The sequence below is a fragment of the Pseudomonas sp. FP1740 genome (assembly GCF_030687165.1).
Classification (GTDB): Bacteria; Pseudomonadota; Gammaproteobacteria; order Pseudomonadales; family Pseudomonadaceae; genus Aquipseudomonas.
This window is the reverse complement of sequence record NZ_CP117461.1, coordinates 3,804,168-3,825,385: the sequence shown is the minus strand read 5'-3', so window position 1 is coordinate 3,825,385 and position 21,218 is coordinate 3,804,168. Positions and strand designations below refer to the sequence as shown.

Sequence of the window (21,218 nt, the reverse complement as noted above, 5' to 3'; positions counted from 1 at the left end):
CGGAGTATCAAACATGCAAGACATCCATCAGTTGTTGGACAAGGAAGACGCCACCGGCCTGGCCGCTTGGGTCAGGCGTGGTGAAGTGCAGCCCGTGGAGCTGGTCGACGCAGTGATCGAGCGACTGGAGCGGGTTGAACCGCAACTCAACGCAGTGGCCGAGCGGCTCTACGACAAGGCCCGCGAGGCAGCGCTCGAACCTCAGGTTCGGGACGGACTGTTTGCCGGTGTGCCGACCTTGATCAAGGACCTGTTCGCGCCGGTGCAGGGTGCCGCAATGACCAATGGTTCGCTGGCGCTGGGCGGGGCCCGCGCCGATTTCGAATCCGAGGTGGTGATCCGCCTGCGCCGCGCCGGTTGCCTGATCGTCGGCACCAGCACGGCACCAGAGTTCGGCACATCCTATTCCACCGAGTCGACACGTTTCGGCGCCACCCGCAATCCGTGGAACACCGAGCACAGCGCCGGCGGCTCCAGCGGCGGGGCGGCGGCCCTGGTGGCGGCGCGTGTGGTGCCGTTTGCCCATGGCAATGATGGCGGCGGTTCGTTGCGGGTGCCGGCGTCCTGCTGCGGAGTCTTCGGCCTCAAACCCAGCCGTGGTTTGCTGCCCTCCGGGCCAATGATAGGCGAGGGCTGGGCGGGCATGGGCACCAACCACTGCATCACCTTATCGGTACGTGACAGCGCGGCTTTGCTCGACGCCACGGCGGGAATCGATTTGGGTGCGCCCTATGCTGCGCCGCTGTCGGCGCAACCGTATGTGACTGCTGTACAACAGACTCCGCAGCCATTGCGTATCGCCCTGGTGGAGCAGATCGGGTCTTGGCCGACTTCCACACAAAGCCTGGAGGCGGTGCGTCAGGCTGCGAGCCTGTGTGAGTCGCTGGGGCATCGGGTAGAACCCGCCCGGTTACCGGTGGTGCTGCCTGAGTTTCTTGACCAGGTGTTCACTATCATCGGTGCCAGCACGCGAAACTACGTCGACCTGTTGGGCCAATTGCGTGGCGCGCCTGTACAGCCCGAGGAGCTGGAAGCCCGCACGCGGATCATTCTGCGCGACAAGGGCGGGGTCAGTGGCGCGCAATACGCGGCAGCGGTGGAGTGGATTCATGCCCTGGGCCGGCAACTGGCGCTGTTCATGCAGGATTACGACCTGATCCTCAGCCCGACCCTGACCCGTGAACCGGTACCGATCGGCGAGCTGGACCTGCGGGACGACCGCTTGAGTCTCGATGAATTGATCGAGCGCTTCCACAGTTACTCGCCGTTTACCGCGTTGTTCAATGCCAGTGGGCAACCGGCAATGTCGGTACCGCTTCACTGGAGCCCGCAAGGCTTGCCCATGGGCGCGCACTTCGCAGGCCGCTTCGGCGAAGAGGCGACCTTGCTGAGCCTGGCCGCGCAACTGGAGCAGGCTCAGCCCTGGCGGCAGCGCGTACCGCCGGTGAATGCGTGCCTGCGCACCACGCCGTAACACGATTGGTAGCAGCTGCCGAGCCTGCGAGGCTGCGTTCGGCTGCGCAGCAGTCGTGAATCCGGCTGATGCGGTCTGCCAGACGTACCGCAAGTTCTGGTTTGACGACTGCTTCGCAGCCGAACGCAGCCTCGCAAGCTCGACAGCTGCTACGGCCGAACGCGGTCACGCAGGCTCGGCAGCTGCTACAAGGAGGGCGCCCCGGTCAGGTTTTATCCGCAATCGGGTTCGCCGTACGCAACGGCGGCTCGGCCGAGCGGGCAATCACGCTGATGATCGCCAGTGCTGCAATCAGCAGCCCGGGCGAGGTCGCCAGCAAAACTCCGGTGGTGCCAGCCCCGGCCGCCAGAATCTGCCCGGCGGCCAAGGGCCCGGCCACTGATCCGAGGCGACCGATCGCCACCGCAGCGCCGACGCCGGTGGCGCGCACCGAGGTCGGGTACGACGGCGGTGCCAGGGCGTAAAGCACCAGCTGCGCGGCCATCACAAACAACCCGGCGGAAAAGCCGGCGATGGCCATGGGGACGATGCCCACCGACAGGCCAACTCCAGCCAGCGCCGCCAGCAACCCGGCGTAGACAAACAGCACCACTTTGATGCCGTTGCAGCGATCCAGCAGCAGCCCGCCGAGCAGGGAACCGAGGGCGCCGCCAATGTTGAACAGCATCTGCACCAGGCCTGCCTGGGGTTTGCTGAAACCCTGTTCCAGCAACAGCGATGGCAGCCAGTTGAGCAGCATGTACATCACGGTCAGGGTGAAGAAGTAGCTCAGCCACAACGCCAGGGTGACGCGGGTCCGGTCTTCGCCGAACAGCGCCTGGCCGGTTGACGCGCGCGCCACGTTGACGCTGCCTTGTTGCTGGCGAAAGGCGCTGGACTCAGGCAGCAGCAGGACCATCAACGGCACCACCAGCAAGGGCACGAGACCACCGATGATGAAGGTCATCTGCCAATGCTCGGCAAACAGCATGGCGACCACCGCCGCCAGCGCGCCGCCCAACGGCACGCCGGCATACATGATGCTGATCGCGGTGCCGCGACGTTGCTCACCCACGGCTTCGGCACACAGCGCGATCAGGTTGGGCAGGGCGGCACCCAGACCCAGGCCCGTCATGAAGCGCGCCAGCAGCAGGCCGGAAAAACTGCTGACATAGGCCGTGTTGAGGGAGAACACGCCGAACAGCAGCACGGCGCCGATGAGGATTTTCTTGCGGCCGATGCGATCGGCGATCCAGCCGCCGAAGAAGGCGCCCGGCAGTAAACCGATAATGCCGGCGCTGAATACCCAGCCCATCATTTTCGGGTCCAGGGCAAAGGTCTGGCGCAGGCCCGCGGCGGCAGTGCCGGCGGCTTGCAGGTCGAAGCCTTCGATCAGTGCAACGATAAAACACAGGGCGATGGTCAGCGTCGTGCGACGTGATGGGGTGTCCATGGCGAACCTCATTATTGTTTTTGTTGGGGTTTACGGGGGAGCGCGAGCCTGATTGCTGGAGGCGATAGCAGGCTGAAATTAAGATTAACAAAGATAACTAAAAAATGAATGTCCAAGATTTTTTTCTGAAAAATGCCATTAATTTCATTTAAATCAATGTGATGACATATGGTGGAAGATGTATTTAAAAAATAGATAATAATATTAATGTTCGATTATCGGTCATTGCGGATTGACTCCACTCTCAGGCGTTTCCATTCTCTGACCGGAGATCCTTGGGGCAACCCGACGATCCCGTTCAAAAAAACAACAACAATAAGTGGACATCGAACATGCCAAATCTCCCTCGGGACGCCCTCGTGGCGATCTCAACCTTACCTGTTCGCGCACGTCATCTGGCCCTGTTGGGTTTGAGTGTGATTGCCACTCCGGCGCTGGCCGAAGGCTTTATCGATGACAGTCACGGCACCTTGACCCTGCGCAATTACTACCTGGATCGGGACTACAAGGATGACGGGGCGAAGACCGCGGCCCGGGAATGGGCCCAGGGTTTCATCATGAATATGGAGTCGGGCTTTACCCCGGGGAGTGTTGGTTTTGGCCTGGACGCTCGCGGCCTGATGGGCGTCAAGCTGGACTCGTCGCCCGACCGCAGTGGCACCGAGTTGTTGCCGGTGTCTGCCAGTGACAAGCGTGCGGCGGACGAGTATTCGCGCCTGGCCATGACCGCCAAGATGCGTTTTGCTCAGACCACGGTGAAGACCGGCGATGTGTCGATCTTCCTGCCGTTCGCTTTCGCCAGTCCGTCTCGGCTGCTGCCGCAGACGTTTCGCGGCACCACCCTCAGTTCAAAGGACATCGACGGGCTGACCTTCAACACTGGTTACATCGATCGCATCAACAAGCGCGACTCCACCAACTACCAGCCGATGAGCATCGCCTCTCCGAACCGGCGTTTCAACGGCGCGGCCACCTCATCGCACATGGCCTATGTCGGTGGCGATTACCAGGTGAACAAGGATCTGAGCCTGCGTGCCTATCACGCCGAAGTGGCGGATCTGTATCAGCAGAACACCCTGGCCTTGCTGCACACGCTGCAGGTGGGCGAGGGCACGTTGACCACTGACTTGCGCAGTTTTTTCAGCGACGAGGACGGCAGCGCCAAGGCCGGCAAGGTGGACAACCGCAACCTCTCGGCGTTGTTCGGTTATCGCTTTGGCGGCCATCGCCTGAGCCTGGGTTATATGCACTCCAGTGGTGACACCGCGACGCCTTACGTGTCGGGCACCGAGTTGATGGGCATGAGTGAGCTGACCATGAGCTCGGACTTTCTCAATGCCAAGGAGCGAACCTGGCAGGCGATCTACGACTATGACTTTGCCGCCGCCGGGGTGCCCGGCCTGAAGAGCCGGCTGCGTTATGTGCGCGGTGACCATATCGAACTGGCGGCGCTGAATGCCGACGACCGCAAGGAGCGGGAGTTCCAGATGGAGCTGGGGTATGTGATCCAGAGTGGCCCGCTGAAGAACGTCGGGCTGATGGCGCGCAAGTCGATCTATCGCAATGACTTCCCCACCGGCGCGGCGTTTCGCGATGAAAACCAGACCCGCTTTCTGGTGCTCTACACCGTGCCGATCTGGTAAGTCGTTTCAGGCCTGATAGACCTTCTTCAGCAACCTGAGCAGTTCTTCGCGTTCCTGACTGTCGAGGGCGGACGTGGCATCCATGTCGCTCTCGGCAGCGATCAGTTTCAGCTCCTTGAGCAGGGTTTCGCCGGTCTTGCTGAGAAAAATCCCGTAGGAGCGTTTGTCCGGTTTGCAGCGCACTCGCACCGCCAGCGCCCGGCTTTCCAGTTTATTGAGCAGCGGCACCACTTGCGGTGGCTCGATGGCCAGTGCCTTGGCCAGGTCGGCCTGCATCAGCCCGGGGTTCTGGTCGATGATCGCCAGGGCCGAGAACTGCGCCGGGCGCAAGTCGTGGGCCGAGAGCCGGCCAATCAGGTTCTGGAACAGTTTCAGCTGCGCCCGGCGCATGGCGTAACCGATCAGGTCGTCGAGGGCTGCGTCCAGCGACGCCTGGGTTTCGGGGCTGTCGGCAGGCGCCTCGGGGGCGGCGGCAATCTTGGAAGACTTGGCCATTGCAGGGTGAATCCTCGGGCTGGCGGTTAAGAAGGCTATCTAGTTTGCCGAGATTGGCCGGGGATAGCCACGACCTCTTTCAGATTTATGGGCGCTGCGCCCGTTTCAGGCACGAAAACAACTCGGTTAATTTTATTAATAGTTAATTGACATAACTATATTTGCGGTTTAGTTTTTACCCATCGTCAAGCCAAGAACAAGAGAGCATCGCCATGAGCAATTACGAAGGTCGCTGGACAACGGTCAAAGTGGAAATCGAGGAAGGCATCGCTTGGGTCATCCTCAACCGTCCGGAAAAACGCAACGCCATGAGCCCGACCCTGAACCGCGAGATGATCGACGTTCTGGAAACCCTGGAGCAGGATCCGGACGCCGGTGTCCTGGTGCTGACGGGGGCGGGCGAAGCCTGGACTGCAGGCATGGACCTCAAGGAATACTTCCGCGAAGTGGACGCCGGCCCGGAAATCCTTCAGGAAAAAATCCGCCGCGAAGCCTCTCAATGGCAATGGAAACTGCTGCGCATGTACGCCAAGCCGACCATCGCCATGGTCAACGGCTGGTGCTTCGGTGGCGGTTTCAGCCCGCTGGTGGCCTGTGATCTGGCGATCTGCGCCGATGAAGCGACTTTCGGCCTGTCGGAAATCAACTGGGGCATTCCGCCGGGCAACCTGGTGAGCAAGGCCATGGCTGACACCGTGGGCCATCGCCAGTCGCTGTACTACATCATGACCGGCAAGACCTTCGGCGGGCAGAAAGCCGCCGAGATGGGCCTGGTCAACGAGAGCGTGCCGCTGTCGCAACTGCGTGAGGTGACGATCGAGCTGGCGCGTAACCTGCTGGAGAAAAACCCGGTGGTGCTGCGCGCAGCCAAGCACGGCTTCAAGCGTTGCCGCGAACTCACCTGGGAGCAGAACGAAGATTACCTGTACGCCAAGCTCGATCAGTCGCGTCTTCTGGACACCGAAGGTGGCCGCGAGCAGGGCATGAAGCAGTTCCTCGACGACAAGAGCATCAAGCCCGGTTTGCAGGCTTACAAACGCTGAGCCCTGGCGTTGAGAACAAGGCGAGCTGGCCGGGCGATCGAGCGTCCGCCAGCTGTTCGCCCCGGCGCCCAGGCGCTACTGTGAACCCCTCGACTGTATTCCCGATAAAGACAATAAAGAGGAATCACCATGCTGGACGTGCCCCTGCTGATCGGCGGCCAGTCGTGCCCCGCCCGAGACGGTCGAACCTTCGAACGGCGTAATCCGGTGACCGGCGAAATCGTGTCGCGGGTTGCCGCCGCCACCCTGGAAGATGCCGACGCCGCCGTGGCTGCGGCCAAAGCGGCATTCCCCACCTGGGCGGCCCTGGCCCCCAATGAACGACGCACCCGGTTGCTGCGCGCCGCCGAGCAGTTGCAGGCCCGCAGCGCGGAATTCGTCGCCGCCGCCGGTGAGACCGGCGCCATGGCCAACTGGTACGGTTTCAATGTGCATCTGGCGTCGAACATGCTGCGTGAAGCGGCATCCATGACCACCCAGATCACCGGCGAAGTCATTCCTTCGGATGTGCCCGGCAGCTTCGCCATGGCCCTGCGTCAACCGTGTGGCGTGGTGCTCGGCATCGCGCCGTGGAACGCCCCAGTCATCCTCGCCACCCGCGCCATCGCCATGCCGCTGGCCTGCGGCAACACCGTGGTGCTCAAGGCGTCGGAGTTGAGCCCGGCGGTGCACCGGCTGATTGGCCAGGTGTTACAGGACGCCGGCCTCGGTGACGGCGTGGTCAACGTCATCAGCAACGCGCCCCAGGATGCCCCGGCGATTGTCGAACGGTTGATCGCCAACCCGGCGGTGCGTCGGGTCAACTTCACCGGCTCGACCCATGTCGGGCGCATCGTTGGTGAACTGTCGGTGCGTCATCTCAAGCCGGCGTTGCTGGAACTGGGCGGCAAGGCGCCGTTCCTGGTGCTGGAAGATGCCGACCTGGATGCGGCAGTCGAGGCCGCAGCCTTCGGTGCCTTCTTCAACCAGGGACAGATCTGCATGTCCACCGAGCGCCTGATCGTCGATGCCAGGGTGGCCGATGCCTTTGTCGCCAAACTGGCGGCGAAGATCGCCACCTTGCCCGCCGGCAACCCCAGTGCGGAAGGTTCGGTGCTTGGTTCCCTGGTGGACAGCAATGCCGGCGAACGGATCAAACTGATGATCGACGATGCTCTCGACAAGGGCGCAACCCTGGTCGCGGGTGGCCGGTTGGAGGGCAGTATTCTGCAGCCGACTTTGCTCGATAGCGTCACCGATGCCATGCGCCTGTACCGCGAAGAATCCTTTGGCCCGGTGGCGGTGGTGCTGCGCGGTGAGGGCGATGAAGAGCTGCTGCGTCTGGCCAATGATTCCGAATTCGGTTTGTCGGCGGCGATCTTCAGTCGAGACACCGGCCGTGCGCTGGCCTTGGCCCAGCGAGTCGAGTCGGGCATCTGCCACATCAACGGCCCGACCGTGCACGACGAGGCGCAGATGCCGTTCGGTGGGGTCAAGTCCAGCGGCTATGGCAGTTTTGGCGGCAAGGCGTCCATCGAGCACTTCACCCAATTGCGCTGGGTGACCTTGCAGAACGGACCGCGGCACTACCCGATCTGAGCAGCTGTCGCAGCGCCGGGCGACGTACGCTTGAGAGCGCTCGTCGCCCGCGTGCAGGCCAGATATAACAATAACAAGGCTGCCATGCCCCAGTTGACTGCTTCGCAGCGGACCGGTGGCGTGCCTTGATGGAGAACAAGCACGTGAGTTCCGAATTCAGATCGCCACCCCAGGCCGACGCCAGTGCGCCACGCTATCGCCAGGTATCCATCGGCTGTCCTGCGGTCGAGGTCAGCGAAGAGCAGGGCATATTGCATATGCGCTCCCTGGAACCCTTGGCCGAGTTGCCCGTACGCTTGCTCGATCGCCTGGTGCATTGGGCCCGGGTGCGCCCGCAACAGACCTTTGTCGCCGCTCGCCAGGAGGGCGGCGACTGGCGCCGGGTGAGTTACGCCGAGATGCTGACCAGCGTCCGCGCCATTGCCCAGAGCCTGCTGACTTATGGTCTGTCGGCCGAGCGACCGCTGGCGATCCTCTCGGGTAATGACATCGAGCATTTGCAGATGGCCCTGGGCGCGATGTACGCCGGCATTCCCTATAGTCCGATTTCCCCGGCCTATTCGTTGTTGTCCCAGGATTTCGCCAAGCTGAGGCATGTCTGCGACCTGCTGCAACCGGGGCTGGTGTTCGTCAGCGACGCCGCGACCTATCAGCGGGCGATCGACGCGGTGCTGCCGGCCGAAACGCCGCTGGTTACCGTGCATGGCCAAGTACCGGGCCGCCGTCAGGCGGGTTTTGCCAGCCTGCTGGAACGGCCCGGCGGTGCCGAGGCCGATTGCGCCTTCACGGCTACCGGGCCGGACAGCATCGCCAAATTCCTGTTTACCTCAGGTTCCACCAAACTGCCCAAGGCGGTGGTCACCACCCAGCGCATGCTCTGCGCCAACCAGCAGATGCTGTTGCAAACCTTCCCGGTGTTCGGCGAAGAACCTCCGGTGCTGGTGGACTGGCTGCCGTGGAATCACACCTTCGGCGGCAGCCACAACGTCGGCATCGTGCTGTACAACGGCGGCACTTTTTACCTGGACGACGGCAAGCCGACCGTTCAGGGTTTTGCTGAAACACTGCGCAACCTCAAGGAAATATCGCCCACCGCCTACCTGACCGTGCCCAAGGGCTGGGAAGAGCTGGTCAACGCTCTGGAGCAGGATGGCGAGTTGCGCGAGCGTTTCTTCTCGCGCATGAAGCTGTTCTTTTTCGCTGCCGCCGGTTTGTCGCAACGGGTTTGGGATCGCCTGGACAGGGTCGCCGAACAGCATTGTGGCGAACGCATTCGCATGATGGCCGGGCTCGGCATGACCGAGGCGTCGCCGTCCTGTACGTTCACCACCGGGCCGCTGTCCATGGCCGGCTACATCGGCCTGCCGGCACCCGGTTGCGAAGTGCGGCTGGTGCCGGTGGACGGCAAGCTGGAAGGGCGTTTTCGCGGGCCGCACATCATGCCCGGTTACTGGCGTGCGCCGCTGCAGACCGCCGAGGTGTTCGACGAGCAGGGTTTCTATTGTTCTGGCGATGCGCTGAAACTGGCTGACCCCCGTGATCCGCAACTCGGGCTGATGTTCGACGGGCGCATCGCCGAGGACTTCAAGCTCAGCTCCGGCGTGTTTGTCAGCGTCGGCCCGCTGCGCAATCGCGCGGTGCTCGAAGGTTCGCCCTATGTTCAGGACCTGGTGGTGGCCGCACCGGACCGCGAGTGCCTCGGGGCGCTGGTCTTTCCCCGATTGTACGAATGCCGACGTCTGGCGGGTTTGAGTACCCACGCCAGCGATGCCGAGGTTCTGGCCAGCGCGCCGGTGCGTCAGTGGTTCGGCGATTGGCTGCAGCGGCTCAACCGCGACGCCACCGGCAATGCCAGCCGCCTGGAATGGATCGCGCTGCTCGACGAACCTGCTTCCATCGACCGTGGTGAAATCACCGACAAGGGCTCGATCAATCAGCGTGCGGTGTTGCAGTGGCGTGCCGACAAGGTCGAGGCACTGTATCGCGGTGAAGATCCTTCCATCCTGCGTGCCGGACCTCTGCCGTGAACGGCGCGGGGCAGTATTCGAGCTTTAGCGATGTGGCGATTTTCGAAGCCCTGCGCACGCCTTGGGTCGACCTTGGCGGGGCCTTGGCTCAGGTCTCGCCGATCGATCTGGGGATCAAGGTCGGGCGCGAGGTATTGGCCCGCGCCGCTCTCGATCCGTCCTCGGTGGACAGTGTGCTCGCCGGCTCCGTGGCTCAGGCCAGTTTCGATGCTTACCTGCTGCCACGACATATCGGCCTCTACAGTGGCGTGCCGCAAGAGACTCCGGCGCTGGGGGTGCAGCGCATCTGTGCCACCGGTTTCGAACTCTTGCGGCAGGCCGCCAGGCAGCTGGATGACGGTGTGCAGTTGGCCCTGTGTGTGGCGGCCGAATCGATGTCGCGCAACCCGATTGCCGCTTACACCCACCGCAGTGGTTTCCGGCTCGGCGCCGAGGTGGCGTTCAAGGACTTTCTCTGGGAAGCCCTCTACGACCCGGCCCCGGGCGTGGACATGATCACCACCGCCGACAACCTGGCCCGGCGGCATGGCCTGAGCCGCGACGAAGTGGATCGCTACGCTCTGCGCAGTCATCAACTGGCATTGCAGGCGCAAGCCGACGGCTGGTTCGAGCCGGAACTGGTAGCGATCGGTAATGAGCGTTTTGAGTTGGCCGGCTATCAGCCACGCAATATTCAGTTGCCACGGGGCGTGGACCGCGTAACGCACGATAGCCACCCGCGACCTACCGACCTGAGCGCTTTGGGCCGGTTGCGGTCGGTGCATGCCGGCGGGGTGCAAACGGCCGGCAACAGTTGCGCGGTGGTGGATGGTGCGGCGGCCGCGCTGGTGGGGCGAACTTCTGCGGCGCGGCGTCCGGTGTTGGCCCATTTGCTGGCCAGTGCCGTGGTGGGCGTGGCACCGGAGTTCATGGGCATCGGCCCGGCGCCGGCGATCCAGTTGCTGCTGCAACGCAGCGGCCTGGCCATTGACGACATCGGCTTGCTGGAAATCAACGAGGCCCAGGCGGCACAGGTGCTGGCCGTGGCGCAGGTGCTTGAACTGGACGGCGACCGCCTCAACCGGCGGGGCGGCTCCATCGCCTTGGGGCATCCCTTGGCCGCCAGCGGGTTGCGTCTGGTGCTGACCCTGGCCAGGCAACTGCGCGAGGGTAATCTGCGTTATGGCATTGCCGCCGCGTGTGTCGGCGGCGGGCAGGGCATGGCGCTGCTGATCGAGAACCCGGCCTATCAAGGCTGAACACCGCGACCTCTGCCCAAACCTGGCGTCTCTCTCTTGCGTTACTATGCAGGCCCATCTTTCTGGAAGTTGCCTGGATGAGTAAGCCCGGTCAAACGGTGTTGGTCGCATTGCGCAAGATGATCGCCTCGGGCGAGCTGGCGGCGGGCGAGCGGTTGATGGAAATCCCCACGGCGCAGTTGTTCGGTGTTTCGCGGATGCCGGTGCGCATGGCGTTCCGCACGCTGGAGCAGGAAGGCTTGCTGGTGCGTTTTGGCGGGCGCGGGTTTCAGGTGCGTTCGGTCAGCCCCGATGACATTGCCGGTGCGGTCGAAGTACGGGGCGTACTCGAAGGCCTGGCGGCGCGTCAGACCGCCGAGCGCGGGCTCTCGGACGAAGCCCGGGCGACCCTCGAACAGTGCCTGATGCAGGGTGATCAGCTGTTCGATAAAGGGTACGTGACCATAGAAGACCTGGAGGTCTATCACGACCTCAATATGCGTTTTCACCGGGTGATCGTCGAAGGCAGCCACAACCCGGCGATCGCCGATGCCCTGGCGCGCAACGATCATTTGCCCTTCGCTTCGGTGACCGCCCTGGCTGTGGACCGCAACGACATGGTCCGGGAATACCGACGCTTCAACTATGCCCACATGCAACACCATTCGGTGTTCGATGCCTTGGTCAACCGCCAGGGCGCGCGTGCCGAAGCGATCATGCGCGAACACGCCAACGCCACGTTGCGCTACGCCGAGGTCTTCGGCTCAGCGACGGCCGAGGAGCGGATGAAGGTCATTCTCCGCTCGGAATAAGCGTGGTTTATCAGATATCCAGCACCAGCAGCGGCGTTTTCGAGCGTGAGCAGCAAGGGGTGAACTGGTCGTTGCAGGCCTGTTCATCCTCGGTGAGGAACAGGTCGCGATGCTCCGGCACCCCCTCCAGAACCCGAGTCAGGCAAGTGCCACAAATGCCTTGTTCACAGGAAATGGCGATTTCGATGCCGTGGTCTTGCAGTACTTGCACCACGCTCTTGTCGGCCGGCACCTCAAAGACCTGACCGCTGCTGGCGAGCTTGATCGAGAAACTGCCATCGGCGCCAGTGTCGACGGGCGCGGCGGCGAAGTACTCGCGGTGCAGGCATTGCTCCTGCCAGCCCTGCTTCCTGGCCGTGTCCAACACGTGCTGCATGAAGCCACCGGGGCCACACACATATAAATGAACGTCGCTCTGCGGCGTGGCCAGAACCTTGGCCGCGTCCAGCACGGTGTCGGGTTCCTGATCGAAATGCAGGAACACCCGGTCGGCAAAAGGTGAGCGTTGCAGGCGTTCGACAAAGGCTGCACGGTCCCGTGATCGGGCACAGTAATGCAGCTCGAAATCCGCGCCACTGTGTGCCAGGCGTTCGGCCATGCACAGGATCGGCGTGATCCCGATACCGCCAGCGAACAGCAGGCTGCGCCTGGCCTCATGGACCAACGGGAACAGGTTGCGCGGTTCACTGATCGGCAGGCGCGTGCCGGGGTGGATCTGCTCGTGCATGGCCAGTGAACCACCGCGGGAGGTCGGGTCCTTGAGAACGCCGATCAGGTAGCGATGGCGTTCTTCGGGGTGGTTGCACAGGGAGTATTGCCGGATCAAGCCGCCGGGCAGGTGCACATCGATATGCGCACCGGCGCTGAAGGCCGGCAGCGGTCGGTCATCGACACTGGCCAGCTCGTAGCTGCAGATGTCCTGGGCTTCGTTGTTGCGCGATACCACCAGCACTTCGATCATGCCATTGACTCCTGCGGGGCTTGCTCCCTGGCGATCAAGCGCTCCAGAACGCGACGTGACTGCACGCCGCCAGCGTCGATATTGAGCTTGAGCAAGCTGCGCGCGGGATGGCTGAGCAGGTTCTGTTGCTGGCGTTCGAGCATCTCCAGGTCCTCGCTGAAAATCTTGCCCTGTCCCTCGCGAATGCTCGCGGTCAAGGCTTCATCCTGCGGATTGAAGTTGCGCGCCATGCCCCAGAAGTACCAGATCGAGGTCTCGGTTTCCGGCGTGATGAAGTCGACGACGATGCTCGATGCCTTGAGCTGCTGGGGAGCCTGATAACCACCATGGCCGGCATGGGCCACGCCGACTTCGATCAGCACATGGCTGGGCGGGGTGAAGCGGCAGATCTGCCAGCGGTCCACCGGCACATCGTCGGCCAGGTTGTTGCCGCGCAGGGCCATGCGCCAGAAGGGCGGGGCCATGATGTTGTCCATGTGGCGGGCGGTAACCACCTCATCGCCTTCGACCGTGGTCACCGGCGGCGCTTCGTCGATTTCCTTTTGGCCGATGCTGGACGCATGAACGTAGGTTTCATGAGTCAGGTCCATCAGGTTGTCGATCATCAGGCGGTAGTCGCACTGGATGTGGAACAGGCCGCCGCCATAGGCCCACTCGTCACTGACGGCCCATTCCAGGTGATGGATCAGCGCCGGGTCGGCCAACGCCTGATCGCCGGGCCAGACCCAGATAAAGCCGTAGCGCTCGACCACGGCAAAGGTCTTGTTGCACGGGAAGCCGCGAACCCGCTGCCCGGGCATTTCCACAGTCTTGCCGTCGCACCCCATCACCAGGCCGTGATAGCCGCACACCAGATTGCCGTTTTCCACATAACCCAAGGACAGCGGCGCGCCGCGATGGGGGCAGAAGTCCTCGACAGCCGCCACCTTACCCTCGTGGCCGCGGTAAAAAACCATCTTTTCACCGCAGATCTGACGGCCCAATGGCTTGCCAGCGATTTCATCGGGCGTGCAGGCGACGTACCAGGTGTTCTTGGGGTACATGGAGATTCTCCAAGGTTGTTTGTTGTTATTTAGTGGATCCATTAATGGTGATTTATTGAGGTTTTGTCAAACTGATTCTGTTTATTAACGATTTAGTGGATCCACTGGTGACTTTGGAACCCTCCGAATCAATAGCGGATCATCACGGATTTCAGCTCCGTGTAGTCGTCGATGAACGCGCCGCCGAATTCACGGCCGATGCCCGAAGACTTGATGCCGCCGAACGGTACTGCCGGGTCGAGCAGGGTGTGCATGTTCACCCAGACAGTGCCGGCTTCGATGCTCGGGATCATGCGCATGGCTTTGGACAAATCGTTGGTCCACAGGCTCGCGCTCAGGCCATACGGTGTGTTGTTCATCAGTTCGAGCAGCTCGTCTTCGGTGTCGTAGGGGAAGAAAGTGGCGACCGGGCCGAAGGTTTCTTCGTTGAGCAGGGTGTCGTTGACGGTGTTGGCGAGGATCACCGTCGGTTCGACATAACAGCCGGGGCGGTCGATCAGGTTGCCACCGCAGATGATGGTGTTGTTTTCGTCACGGGCCTTGTCGAAAAACGCGCCGAGCTTGAGTTGATGCTGGCGGTTGGTCACCGGGCCGAACTCGGTGCGCTCGTCCAGGGGCGAGCCGATGTTCAGCGTGCTCAAACGTTGGGCCAGTTTGTCCATGATCGGCTCGATCTGTGAGCGATGGGCGAAGAACCGTTCGGCAGCGGCGCAGATTTGCCCGGAATGCAGGAAGCCGGCTTCGATGATGCCATTGACCGCTTTATCCAGATCCACGTCGCGCAGGAACCCCGCCGAGTTTTTGCCGCCCAGTTCCAGGGTGGCGCGGGTCAGGCCGGCACCCATGGCGCTCTGACCGACGGCAATGCCGGTCGGTACGGAACCGGTGAACGAAACCTTGTCGGTGCCGGGGTGCTCGATCAGCCCTTTGCCAACCAGCCCGCCCCCTGTCAGTACGTTCAGCGCGCCGGCCGGGAGACCGGCTTCAATGGCCAGTTCGGCGATCCGCAGGATGGTCAGCGGGGTGAACTCACTGGGTTTGATGATGATGCTGCAACCGGTCACCAGCGCCGAGGCGAGTTTCCAGATGGCGATCATGGTGGAGAAGTTCCACGGCACGATGCCGACCACCACCCCGACGGGTTGGCGCAAGGTGTAGGCGGTATAGCGTTCGCCGGCGAAGGAGGGCAATGACGGGGTGATGGTCTGGCCGCTGATCTTGGTCGCCCAGCCAGCGTAGTAACGCAGAAAGTGAGCGGCCTGATCGACTTCGAAAGCCCTGGAAATCTGGATGATCTTGCCCGATTGGCAGGTTTCGATCTGTGCCAGTTCTTCGCGGTGGCGCTCCAGCAAGTCCGCCAGTTTCAGCAGCACATTGCCCCGCGTCGCCGGTGTGGCCTGGGACCATTGTTTGAAGCCACGTTTGGCCGATTCCACCGCCGCGTCGATATCGGCTGGATCGGCATTGGCGACCTGGGCAATGACCTTGCCAGTGGCAGGATTGATCACTTCCAGTGTCTGGCTGGAACGGCTCTGGACGTAGCCGCCGTCGATAAACAATGCATGGCTTCGACGGAGGAAGGCTTCAACTTGAGGCAGCAGCGCAATATCGCTCATGGGGGTTTTCCTGATCGCGAACAAGAGAAAAACCCGAGGTTAATCCGTGGGGGCATGCGTGGCTTGACTGTGCCTGCCGTGCTACATGCCCGTGGGTGCCAGAACGGCTTCAAGTGTGGGCAGTATGATTGGGCCATTGCCTTTGAAAAGTACAATCTTGGCTCTGGAAGGTGCATTTTCTATCGCGATGGCGGGTTCCATACTGGCCCTGTATCCAGCGCCGTGCCTCGATTCGGGGCACCGGGCGGACATCCAATAATAAGCAGGGCCGTCCATGAAAAAGCCAAACCCGCTCCTCGAAGACCTCAAGTCCATTCTGCCAACCATCGCTGCCAATGCCTTTGAGGCCGAGCGGAACCGCAAGGTCCCCGACGAGAACATTGCGCTGCTCAAAGGCATCGGCATGCACCGTGCCTTTCAGCCGAAGAAGTTCGGCGGCATGGAAATATCGCTGCCGCAATTTGCCGACTGCATTGCCTTGCTTGCAGGCTCTTGTGCCAGCACGGCTTGGGCCATGAGTCTGCTGTGTACTCACAGTCATCAACTGGCCATGTTCTCAGCCAAATTGCAGCAGGAAGTCTGGGGCACTGACCCGGATGCCACCGCCAGCAGCAGCATCGCGCCTTTCGGCCGTACCGAAGAGACCGAAGGTGGCGTGCTGTTCAGCGGTGAAATGGGCTGGAGCAGTGGCTGCGATCACGCCGAGTGGGCGATTGTCGGTTTCCGTCGCAAGAATGCCGAGGGGACCCAGGATTACTGTTTCGCGGTGCTGCCGCGCAGCGACTATCAGATCCGTGACGATTGGTTCGCCGCGGGCATGAAAGGCAGCGGCACCAAGACCTTGATCATCGACAATGTGCTGGTACCGGAGCACCGCATCCAGAAAGCCAAGGACATGATGGAGGGCAAGTCCGCCGGTTTCGGTCTGTACCCGGACAGCAAGATCTTCTACTCGCCGTACCGTCCTTACTTTGCCAGCGGTTTCTCCACCGTGAGCCTGGGTGTCGCCGAGCGGATGCTCGAGGTGTTCCGTGAAAAAACCAAAACCCGCGTGCGTGCCTACACCGGTGCGGCGGTCGGTGCCGCGACCCCGGCATTGATGCGCCTGGCCGAGTCGACCCATCAGGTAGCAGCGGCCCGGGCCTTTCTCGAAAAGACCTGGCAGGAACATGCCGAGCACAGCGAACGACATGAATACCCAAGCCGCGAAACCCTGGCGTTCTGGCGCACCAACCAGGCTTACGCCACCAAGATGTGCATCCAGGCAGTGGACCGTCTGTTCGAGGCTGCAGGTGGCAACGCCTGGTTCGAGCATAACGAGATGCAACGTCTGTTCCGCGACTCGCACATGACCGGGGCCCATGCCTACACCGACTACGACGTCTGCGCGCAGATCCTCGGCCGCGAGCTGATGGGTCTGGAGCCCGACCCGAGCATGATCTGAACCAGATCGTCACCGCGTCCCCATAACAACAATCAGGACTGCTCCTGAAAGCAGTCCGGGAGTCTTGCATGTCTCATAACAGCGTTTGTGCAGCTACTGAAACGACCTTCGACCCACGGGCCTTTCGCCGGGCGCTGGGCAATTTCGCCACCGGGGTGACGGTGGTGACTGCCGCCAGCGCATCCGGGCGCAAAGTCGGGGTGACCGCCAACAGCTTCAACTCGGTATCCCTCGATCCGCCGCTGGTGCTGTGGAGCATCGACAAGCGCTCCAACAGCCACGAGGTGTTCGAGCAGGCCAGCCATTTCGCGGTCAACGTGTTGGCGGCGGACCAGATTGACCTTTCCAATAATTTCGCCCGGCCCAAGGAAGATCGTTTCGCCGAGATCGAGTTCGAACCGGGCGAGGGCGGGGCACCAGTGTTCGCCGATTGCTCGGCGCGTTTTCACTGCGAGAAGTACCAGCAGGTGGATGGCGGCGATCACTGGATCATGATCGGCAAGGTGGTGGCGTTCGATGATTTCGGTCGCTCGCCCTTGCTCTATCACCAGGGCGCCTATTCCATGGTCTTGCCCCATACCCGCATGACTAAACGCGATGAAAGCCAGCCGCCGAGCAGCCATTTTCAGGGGCGCCTCAGCCACAATCTGTATTACCTGATGACCCAGGCGGTGCGGGCCTACCAGTCCAGCTACCAGCCACGGCAACTGTCCACCGGCCTGCGCACCAGCGAGGCGCGCATGCTGATGGTGCTGGAAAGTGACGCAAGGCTGAGCCCCGACGATCTGTTGCGTGAGGTGGCGATGCCTGTTCGGGAAATCGATGAGGCCGTCGCCAACCTCAAACGCAAGGGGTTGGTGAACGACGATGACAACGGTGTACGTCTGACGGCTGCCGGTATCGAGCAGACCGAAGACCTTTGGGCGATCGCTCAGGCGCAACAAGAGAAAGTCTTTGCCGAATTCAGCGAGACGCAGATAGAAACGTTCAAAACCGTGTTGAAACGACTGATCAGCAACTGCTGACCGTTTGATCTTGGGGGTTAAAAAATCCGATGCCGGTAATGGCATCGGATTTTTTTTGCGTCATGCTCGGGCCGTTGAACTGCGCTGCAACATTGTCAGCGCCAAGGCTCAGCGTGCTACGGCCAACTCATCGATCAAGTGCCGTTGAAATGCCGCAAACGCTTCCTTCGGTTGCTGCAGCTGCACAAACTCCAACATGGGGTCGGTGACTTCAGTCCTGATGCCAGCCAATTCCTCAATGGTCGCTAACCCGCAAAACGGCACATACGCTTCGGAGTACCCGCCTTCATGCACCAGAACGAGACGGCCTTGACACAAACGTTCGGCGGCTTCGCGCACGCAGCGAGTCATCTGCCGGTACGAGTCGCTGTGTAACAGCATCCGGGCGAGGGGATCGACGGCGTTGGCGTCGTAACCGCAGGCAATGATGATCAACTCGGGCTCGAAGCGCTCCAGCGCCGGAATCACGATACGCTCCATCGCATAGAGATAAGCCTCATGACCGCAGCCTGGGGGCAACGGAATATTGATATTCGCTCCCAATCCCGCGCCGCGGCCGCGATCGGCTTCACCGCTGTAACCGGCGGGGAAACAGCTGTCTTGATGCAGCGAAATGGTCAGCACATCACCGCGTTCCTCAAAGATTGATTGAGTACCGTTGCCGTGGTGCACATCCCAGTCGATCACCGCGACTTTGCCCAGGCCACGGTGTGCTTTTGCGGCTTCAATGGCGATGGCGATATTGGCCAGGAAGCAGAAACCCATGGCGCTGTCGGCCAGGCAGTGGTGACCCGGTGGGCGTGACAGAGAGTAGGCATTGTCGACCTCGCCGGACAGTACGGCATCGACCGCTGCCATGGCCAGTCCGGCGGACAGCCTGGCTATTTCATAACTGCCGGGCCCAATGGGAGCGTTCGGCCCCAATTCGCCGCCGCCGGCATCACTCATGGCCTTGAAGCGTTGCAGGTAGTCAGGCGTATGAACCCGTAGCAGATCCTCATCCGCTGCCGCATTGGCGCTTCGTACCTGTAAGTGTCGGGTCAGGCCGGAAACGTCCAGCAGGCTCTTCAGACGGCGCTTGGTTTCCGGCGATTCGGCGTGGCCGGCAGCGGCAGGCGGTTGCACCCAACCTCCCACCGGCAAGGTCAAGGCGTGCAGTCCGGCGCTGTGCCAGAGGCTGAGTTCGTCGAAGAAAAACGCACTTTTTCGGCTCATCGTTCTTTCCATTTTCTTTAGGGTAAAAGGACCACTCACGCGCTAGGGCGGCAGCTCAGAATCAACACCAGGGACAGCAAAGTGATGCAGGCCGCTCCGATAAGCAGCGATTGGAAACCGCCGCTGGCTTCGATCAGCCGGCCAGCCACTGTCGGGCCGATGGCGAGGCCACCACCGATCACAAGGTTGGAGGCATTCATCAGTTTTCCGGAACGGTCGAGGTCGGCCAGGCAGGCCAGAATCAACGGCAGAATGAAGGTCCAGGTGAACTTGAAAAGCAGCGCAGCCAAAGCAAAGCGCAGCATTTCAGGTTGGCCCAGCAACAGCAGCACCGAGCCTGCCATCAGCCCGTAACCCAGCAGCAACAACAGCAGGCGTGGCAGACGATTGCCGATCAGCGAGGCACAACCCGCACCGACAATGCCTGTCACCGTAGCAACGGCAAGAATCTCGCCGCTGGACTCGGCAGAGAGGCCGGCGTGGGTGCTGATGGAACCGATAAAGGTCCAGACGCCGCTCAGGCTGATGTAAAAACTCAGGATGGCAAGAATGCCCAGTGCCGCCTTCCACTTCGAGGCGAGGGCTACTCGCTCGGCGGTTTTCTCAGTCGGCGGGCTGCCTTGGGGAAAGTAACGGGCCATTGGCAAAAAGACCGTCATCAGCCCTGCAAGGATCAAGTAGCAGGCTGACAGCCCGTAGTGTTCGAACAGGCGTGGCAGGATGCTCAAGCCAATCGCCCCGACCACCAGTTGCCCCATCACCCATAAGCCATAGACGCGATCGGGGTTGGACGTCGAGGCGGCACTGGACAGACAGATGATCATCAGTGAACCGCCGGCCAGGGCGCTGCAAAAGCGCAATGCCAGGAGTAGCGAATAATCGTGGGCAAGCATCGAGAGCAGGTTGGCTGCAATGAACAGTATCCCGGCCAGCAATGCGGCGCGGCGCCAGTCGATACGTTTGAGCCACCAGAGAGCGGGCAGGGTGGCCAGGCTCATGGCACCGAGTTCGGTGGAGAACAGATTGCCTATCTGTGACGGGCTCAGCTGCCATTGAGTTGCCAGTTGCGCTGCCACAGCCGGTGCGGTCATGAGGATGGTCGGGGTGATGGCGGCGAACAACACAATGGCTGCCAGCAATGCCAGTTGGGATGATGCGAGCGAGCGTTGATTGGTCAGCGGTTTGGTCTGGGTGTTCATGTTCAAGCTCCGATGAATGAATTCAGAACACATGGACCAGACGCAGCAATGCGTCGGTACCGTGATAGCCGTTGTCGGTGGCGACGTTCTGCGAGAGGCTGAACATCAACTGATTCTGTTTATCGAGCCAGTGACCGACTTCGAAACCCACCTGGGTGTAGCGCTTGTGGGTGTCATCGATGCGTTGTTCATTGATCCGCAACTCGCCGCCATCGGCGTGGATCAGTCGCAACGCGCCATAGGTGCTCGACGTGAAGTCATAAGAGGCAAAAGCTTGCAAGCGATACAGAGGGTCCTGTTTGAGGTCATTGCTGAAGTAGTCGTCGTTCTTGCCATAGAGCTGGGCTTCGAGGTTGGCTTCCAGCACCCATTTTTCACCGATGCCCTGGGTGTAGTTGTAAACGAAGGTTGCCCCCCAGCGATTGGCACCGGGTGACACATCGGGATTTGTGCTGTGGTACTCGCCCACCGGCAGGGTAATCAGGGTCAGCAACCCGCTGTAGGTGCGCGAGGTGGGGTCGTTGATGAAGAACAGGGTGCCGCCGACCTGAGGATCACCGAAACCGCTTTCTCCGGTGTGCTGACTGGCACCTGGCAGGCGGGCGCTGATGTCGGCGAAGGGCACGATGAATTGTGGGGTGCAGAGGGTGCCGCAGATGTCGGTGAAAAAGACCTGGCGATAAGCTACGGCGTTGACCTTCAGGTCGGCCTTGCCCGTGCTGTCGGCGGGGCCGTGGAAATCATTGGCGCGGCTTGCCGGCAAATACAGCACGCCCAGGGTGGTGCCCGAAGGGGCGCCGAAAAAATCCCGGGCGTTGAGGTCGGCGGCGCCAGCATGCAGGCTCGACAGACCACTGATAAGAGCCAGTGCAGTGTTGCGGGTGAAGGTACTGGTCATGGGCATTGCGTCTCTTCTTTGAGTTGTTGTGCGGCGAACGGATCGCCCCTACGTGGCATAGGGAAAAAAGGGCAAAAGTGTCCCGTGGCTGTCAAA

The 21,218-nt window shown here is 61.6% G+C and carries 17 protein-coding genes; 9 read left to right on the top strand and 8 right to left on the bottom strand.

The window, feature by feature from the left end; all coding sequences use genetic code 11:
* The first annotated feature begins 13 nt into the window (after positions 1-13).
* Complete coding sequence (locus PSH69_RS17095) at positions 14-1,474, top strand: amidase (RefSeq protein WP_305409185.1); 1,461 nt, start codon at positions 14-16, stop codon at positions 1,472-1,474.
* 205 nt (positions 1,475-1,679) lie between these two features.
* Here the strand turns inward: PSH69_RS17095 and mhpT are convergent, their stop codons facing one another.
* Positions 1,680-2,906 carry a 3-(3-hydroxy-phenyl)propionate transporter MhpT gene (gene mhpT, locus PSH69_RS17090; protein ID WP_018927888.1) on the bottom strand — a complete coding sequence of 409 codons (1,227 nt, stop codon included), beginning with the start codon at positions 2,904-2,906 and terminating at the stop codon, positions 1,680-1,682.
* 332 nt (positions 2,907-3,238) lie between these two features.
* Here mhpT and PSH69_RS17085 point away from each other — a divergent pair, with 332 nt between their 5' ends.
* The gene (locus PSH69_RS17085; RefSeq protein WP_305409184.1) at positions 3,239-4,549 is read left to right on the top strand and encodes an OprD family porin; all 1,311 of its coding nucleotides are present in this window, start codon (positions 3,239-3,241) and stop codon (positions 4,547-4,549) included.
* Between the two features lie 6 nt (positions 4,550-4,555).
* Here PSH69_RS17085 and PSH69_RS17080 read toward each other — a convergent pair whose 3' ends face one another.
* Positions 4,556-5,044, bottom strand: a complete 489-nt coding sequence (locus PSH69_RS17080; RefSeq protein ID WP_018927890.1) for a MarR family winged helix-turn-helix transcriptional regulator — start codon at positions 5,042-5,044, stop codon at positions 4,556-4,558.
* 212 nt (positions 5,045-5,256) lie between these two features.
* Between PSH69_RS17080 and PSH69_RS17075 the strand changes: the two genes are divergently transcribed.
* The 5 genes from PSH69_RS17075 (at position 5,257) to PSH69_RS17055 (ending at position 11,721) form a co-directional block, all read left to right on the top strand.
* The gene (locus PSH69_RS17075) at positions 5,257-6,087 is read left to right on the top strand and encodes a p-hydroxycinnamoyl CoA hydratase/lyase (protein ID WP_305409183.1); all 831 of its coding nucleotides are present in this window, start codon (positions 5,257-5,259) and stop codon (positions 6,085-6,087) included.
* Between the two features lie 129 nt (positions 6,088-6,216).
* Complete coding sequence (locus tag PSH69_RS17070; protein ID WP_305409182.1) at positions 6,217-7,665, top strand: aldehyde dehydrogenase; 1,449 nt, start codon at positions 6,217-6,219, stop codon at positions 7,663-7,665.
* Positions 7,666-7,808: 143 nt separating this feature from the next.
* Positions 7,809-9,692, top strand: coding sequence for a feruloyl-CoA synthase (locus PSH69_RS17065; protein ID WP_305409181.1), 1,884 nt, complete (start codon positions 7,809-7,811; stop codon positions 9,690-9,692).
* Entirely contained in the window at positions 9,689-10,930 is a 1,242-nt protein-coding gene (locus PSH69_RS17060; RefSeq protein ID WP_305409180.1) for a thiolase family protein, read from the top strand. The genes PSH69_RS17065 and PSH69_RS17060 overlap by 4 nt, the downstream gene beginning before the upstream one ends.
* A 77-nt stretch (positions 10,931-11,007) precedes the next feature.
* Complete coding sequence (locus PSH69_RS17055) at positions 11,008-11,721, top strand: GntR family transcriptional regulator (protein WP_305409179.1); 714 nt, start codon at positions 11,008-11,010, stop codon at positions 11,719-11,721.
* A gap of 10 nt (positions 11,722-11,731) precedes the next feature.
* Here PSH69_RS17055 and PSH69_RS17050 read toward each other — a convergent pair whose 3' ends face one another.
* The 3 genes from PSH69_RS17050 to PSH69_RS17040 form a co-directional block, all read right to left on the bottom strand.
* Complete coding sequence (locus tag PSH69_RS17050; protein WP_305409178.1) at positions 11,732-12,682, bottom strand: PDR/VanB family oxidoreductase; 951 nt, start codon at positions 12,680-12,682, stop codon at positions 11,732-11,734.
* Positions 12,679-13,725 (bottom strand): aromatic ring-hydroxylating dioxygenase subunit alpha, encoded by a 1,047-nt coding sequence (locus PSH69_RS17045; protein WP_305409177.1) that lies wholly within the window; start codon positions 13,723-13,725, stop codon positions 12,679-12,681. The genes PSH69_RS17050 and PSH69_RS17045 overlap by 4 nt, the downstream gene beginning before the upstream one ends.
* 128 nt (positions 13,726-13,853) lie before the next feature.
* Entirely contained in the window at positions 13,854-15,341 is a 1,488-nt protein-coding gene (locus tag PSH69_RS17040; RefSeq protein ID WP_111454927.1) for an aldehyde dehydrogenase family protein, read from the bottom strand.
* A gap of 274 nt (positions 15,342-15,615) precedes the next feature.
* Here PSH69_RS17040 and PSH69_RS17035 point away from each other — a divergent pair, with 274 nt between their 5' ends.
* Together PSH69_RS17035 and PSH69_RS17030 are read left to right on the top strand one after the other, a co-directional pair.
* Positions 15,616-16,785, top strand: a complete 1,170-nt coding sequence (locus PSH69_RS17035; protein ID WP_305409176.1) for a p-hydroxyphenylacetate 3-hydroxylase oxygenase component — start codon at positions 15,616-15,618, stop codon at positions 16,783-16,785.
* 68 nt (positions 16,786-16,853) lie between these two features.
* On the top strand, positions 16,854-17,810 hold the full coding sequence (locus tag PSH69_RS17030; RefSeq protein ID WP_305409175.1) for a p-hydroxyphenylacetate 3-hydroxylase reductase component: 957 nt from the start codon (positions 16,854-16,856) through the stop codon (positions 17,808-17,810).
* Positions 17,811-17,918: 108 nt separating this feature from the next.
* Here the strand turns inward: PSH69_RS17030 and PSH69_RS17025 are convergent, their stop codons facing one another.
* The 3 genes from PSH69_RS17025 to PSH69_RS17015 are packed head-to-tail and all read right to left on the bottom strand — an operon-like array spanning position 17,919 to position 21,128.
* A complete protein-coding gene (locus tag PSH69_RS17025; RefSeq protein ID WP_305409174.1) occupies positions 17,919-19,025 on the bottom strand; it encodes a class II histone deacetylase in 1,107 nt (368 codons plus the stop codon).
* Between the two features lie 35 nt (positions 19,026-19,060).
* Positions 19,061-20,224: an MFS transporter gene (locus PSH69_RS17020; protein WP_111454928.1), complete on the bottom strand. Its 1,164-nt coding sequence runs from the start codon at positions 20,222-20,224 to the stop codon at positions 19,061-19,063.
* 22 nt (positions 20,225-20,246) lie between these two features.
* Positions 20,247-21,128, bottom strand: a complete 882-nt coding sequence (locus PSH69_RS17015) for a transporter (protein ID WP_172901189.1) — start codon at positions 21,126-21,128, stop codon at positions 20,247-20,249.
* Between the last annotated feature and the right edge of the window lie 90 nt (positions 21,129-21,218).

What these genes read in the sequence shown, in the direction of transcription:
- PSH69_RS17095 (WP_305409185.1), top strand. Translation starts at nt 14, where the DNA reads ATGCAAGACATCCATCAGTTGTTGGACAAGGAAGACGCCACCGGCCTG.
- mhpT (WP_018927888.1), bottom strand. Translation starts at nt 2,906, where the DNA reads ATGGACACCCCATCACGTCGCACGACGCTGACCATCGCCCTGTGTTTT.
- PSH69_RS17085 (WP_305409184.1), top strand. Translation starts at nt 3,239, where the DNA reads ATGCCAAATCTCCCTCGGGACGCCCTCGTGGCGATCTCAACCTTACCT.
- PSH69_RS17080 (WP_018927890.1), bottom strand. Translation starts at nt 5,044, where the DNA reads ATGGCCAAGTCTTCCAAGATTGCCGCCGCCCCCGAGGCGCCTGCCGAC.
- PSH69_RS17075 (WP_305409183.1), top strand. Translation starts at nt 5,257, where the DNA reads ATGAGCAATTACGAAGGTCGCTGGACAACGGTCAAAGTGGAAATCGAG.
- PSH69_RS17070 (WP_305409182.1), top strand. Translation starts at nt 6,217, where the DNA reads ATGCTGGACGTGCCCCTGCTGATCGGCGGCCAGTCGTGCCCCGCCCGA.
- PSH69_RS17055 (WP_305409179.1), top strand. Translation starts at nt 11,008, where the DNA reads ATGAGTAAGCCCGGTCAAACGGTGTTGGTCGCATTGCGCAAGATGATC.
- PSH69_RS17050 (WP_305409178.1), bottom strand. Translation starts at nt 12,682, where the DNA reads ATGATCGAAGTGCTGGTGGTATCGCGCAACAACGAAGCCCAGGACATC.
- PSH69_RS17045 (WP_305409177.1), bottom strand. Translation starts at nt 13,725, where the DNA reads ATGTACCCCAAGAACACCTGGTACGTCGCCTGCACGCCCGATGAAATC.
- PSH69_RS17040 (WP_111454927.1), bottom strand. Translation starts at nt 15,341, where the DNA reads ATGAGCGATATTGCGCTGCTGCCTCAAGTTGAAGCCTTCCTCCGTCGA.
- PSH69_RS17035 (WP_305409176.1), top strand. Translation starts at nt 15,616, where the DNA reads ATGAAAAAGCCAAACCCGCTCCTCGAAGACCTCAAGTCCATTCTGCCA.
- PSH69_RS17030 (WP_305409175.1), top strand. Translation starts at nt 16,854, where the DNA reads ATGTCTCATAACAGCGTTTGTGCAGCTACTGAAACGACCTTCGACCCA.
- PSH69_RS17025 (WP_305409174.1), bottom strand. Translation starts at nt 19,025, where the DNA reads ATGAGCCGAAAAAGTGCGTTTTTCTTCGACGAACTCAGCCTCTGGCAC.
- PSH69_RS17020 (WP_111454928.1), bottom strand. Translation starts at nt 20,224, where the DNA reads ATGAACACCCAGACCAAACCGCTGACCAATCAACGCTCGCTCGCATCA.
- PSH69_RS17015 (WP_172901189.1), bottom strand. Translation starts at nt 21,128, where the DNA reads ATGCCCATGACCAGTACCTTCACCCGCAACACTGCACTGGCTCTTATC.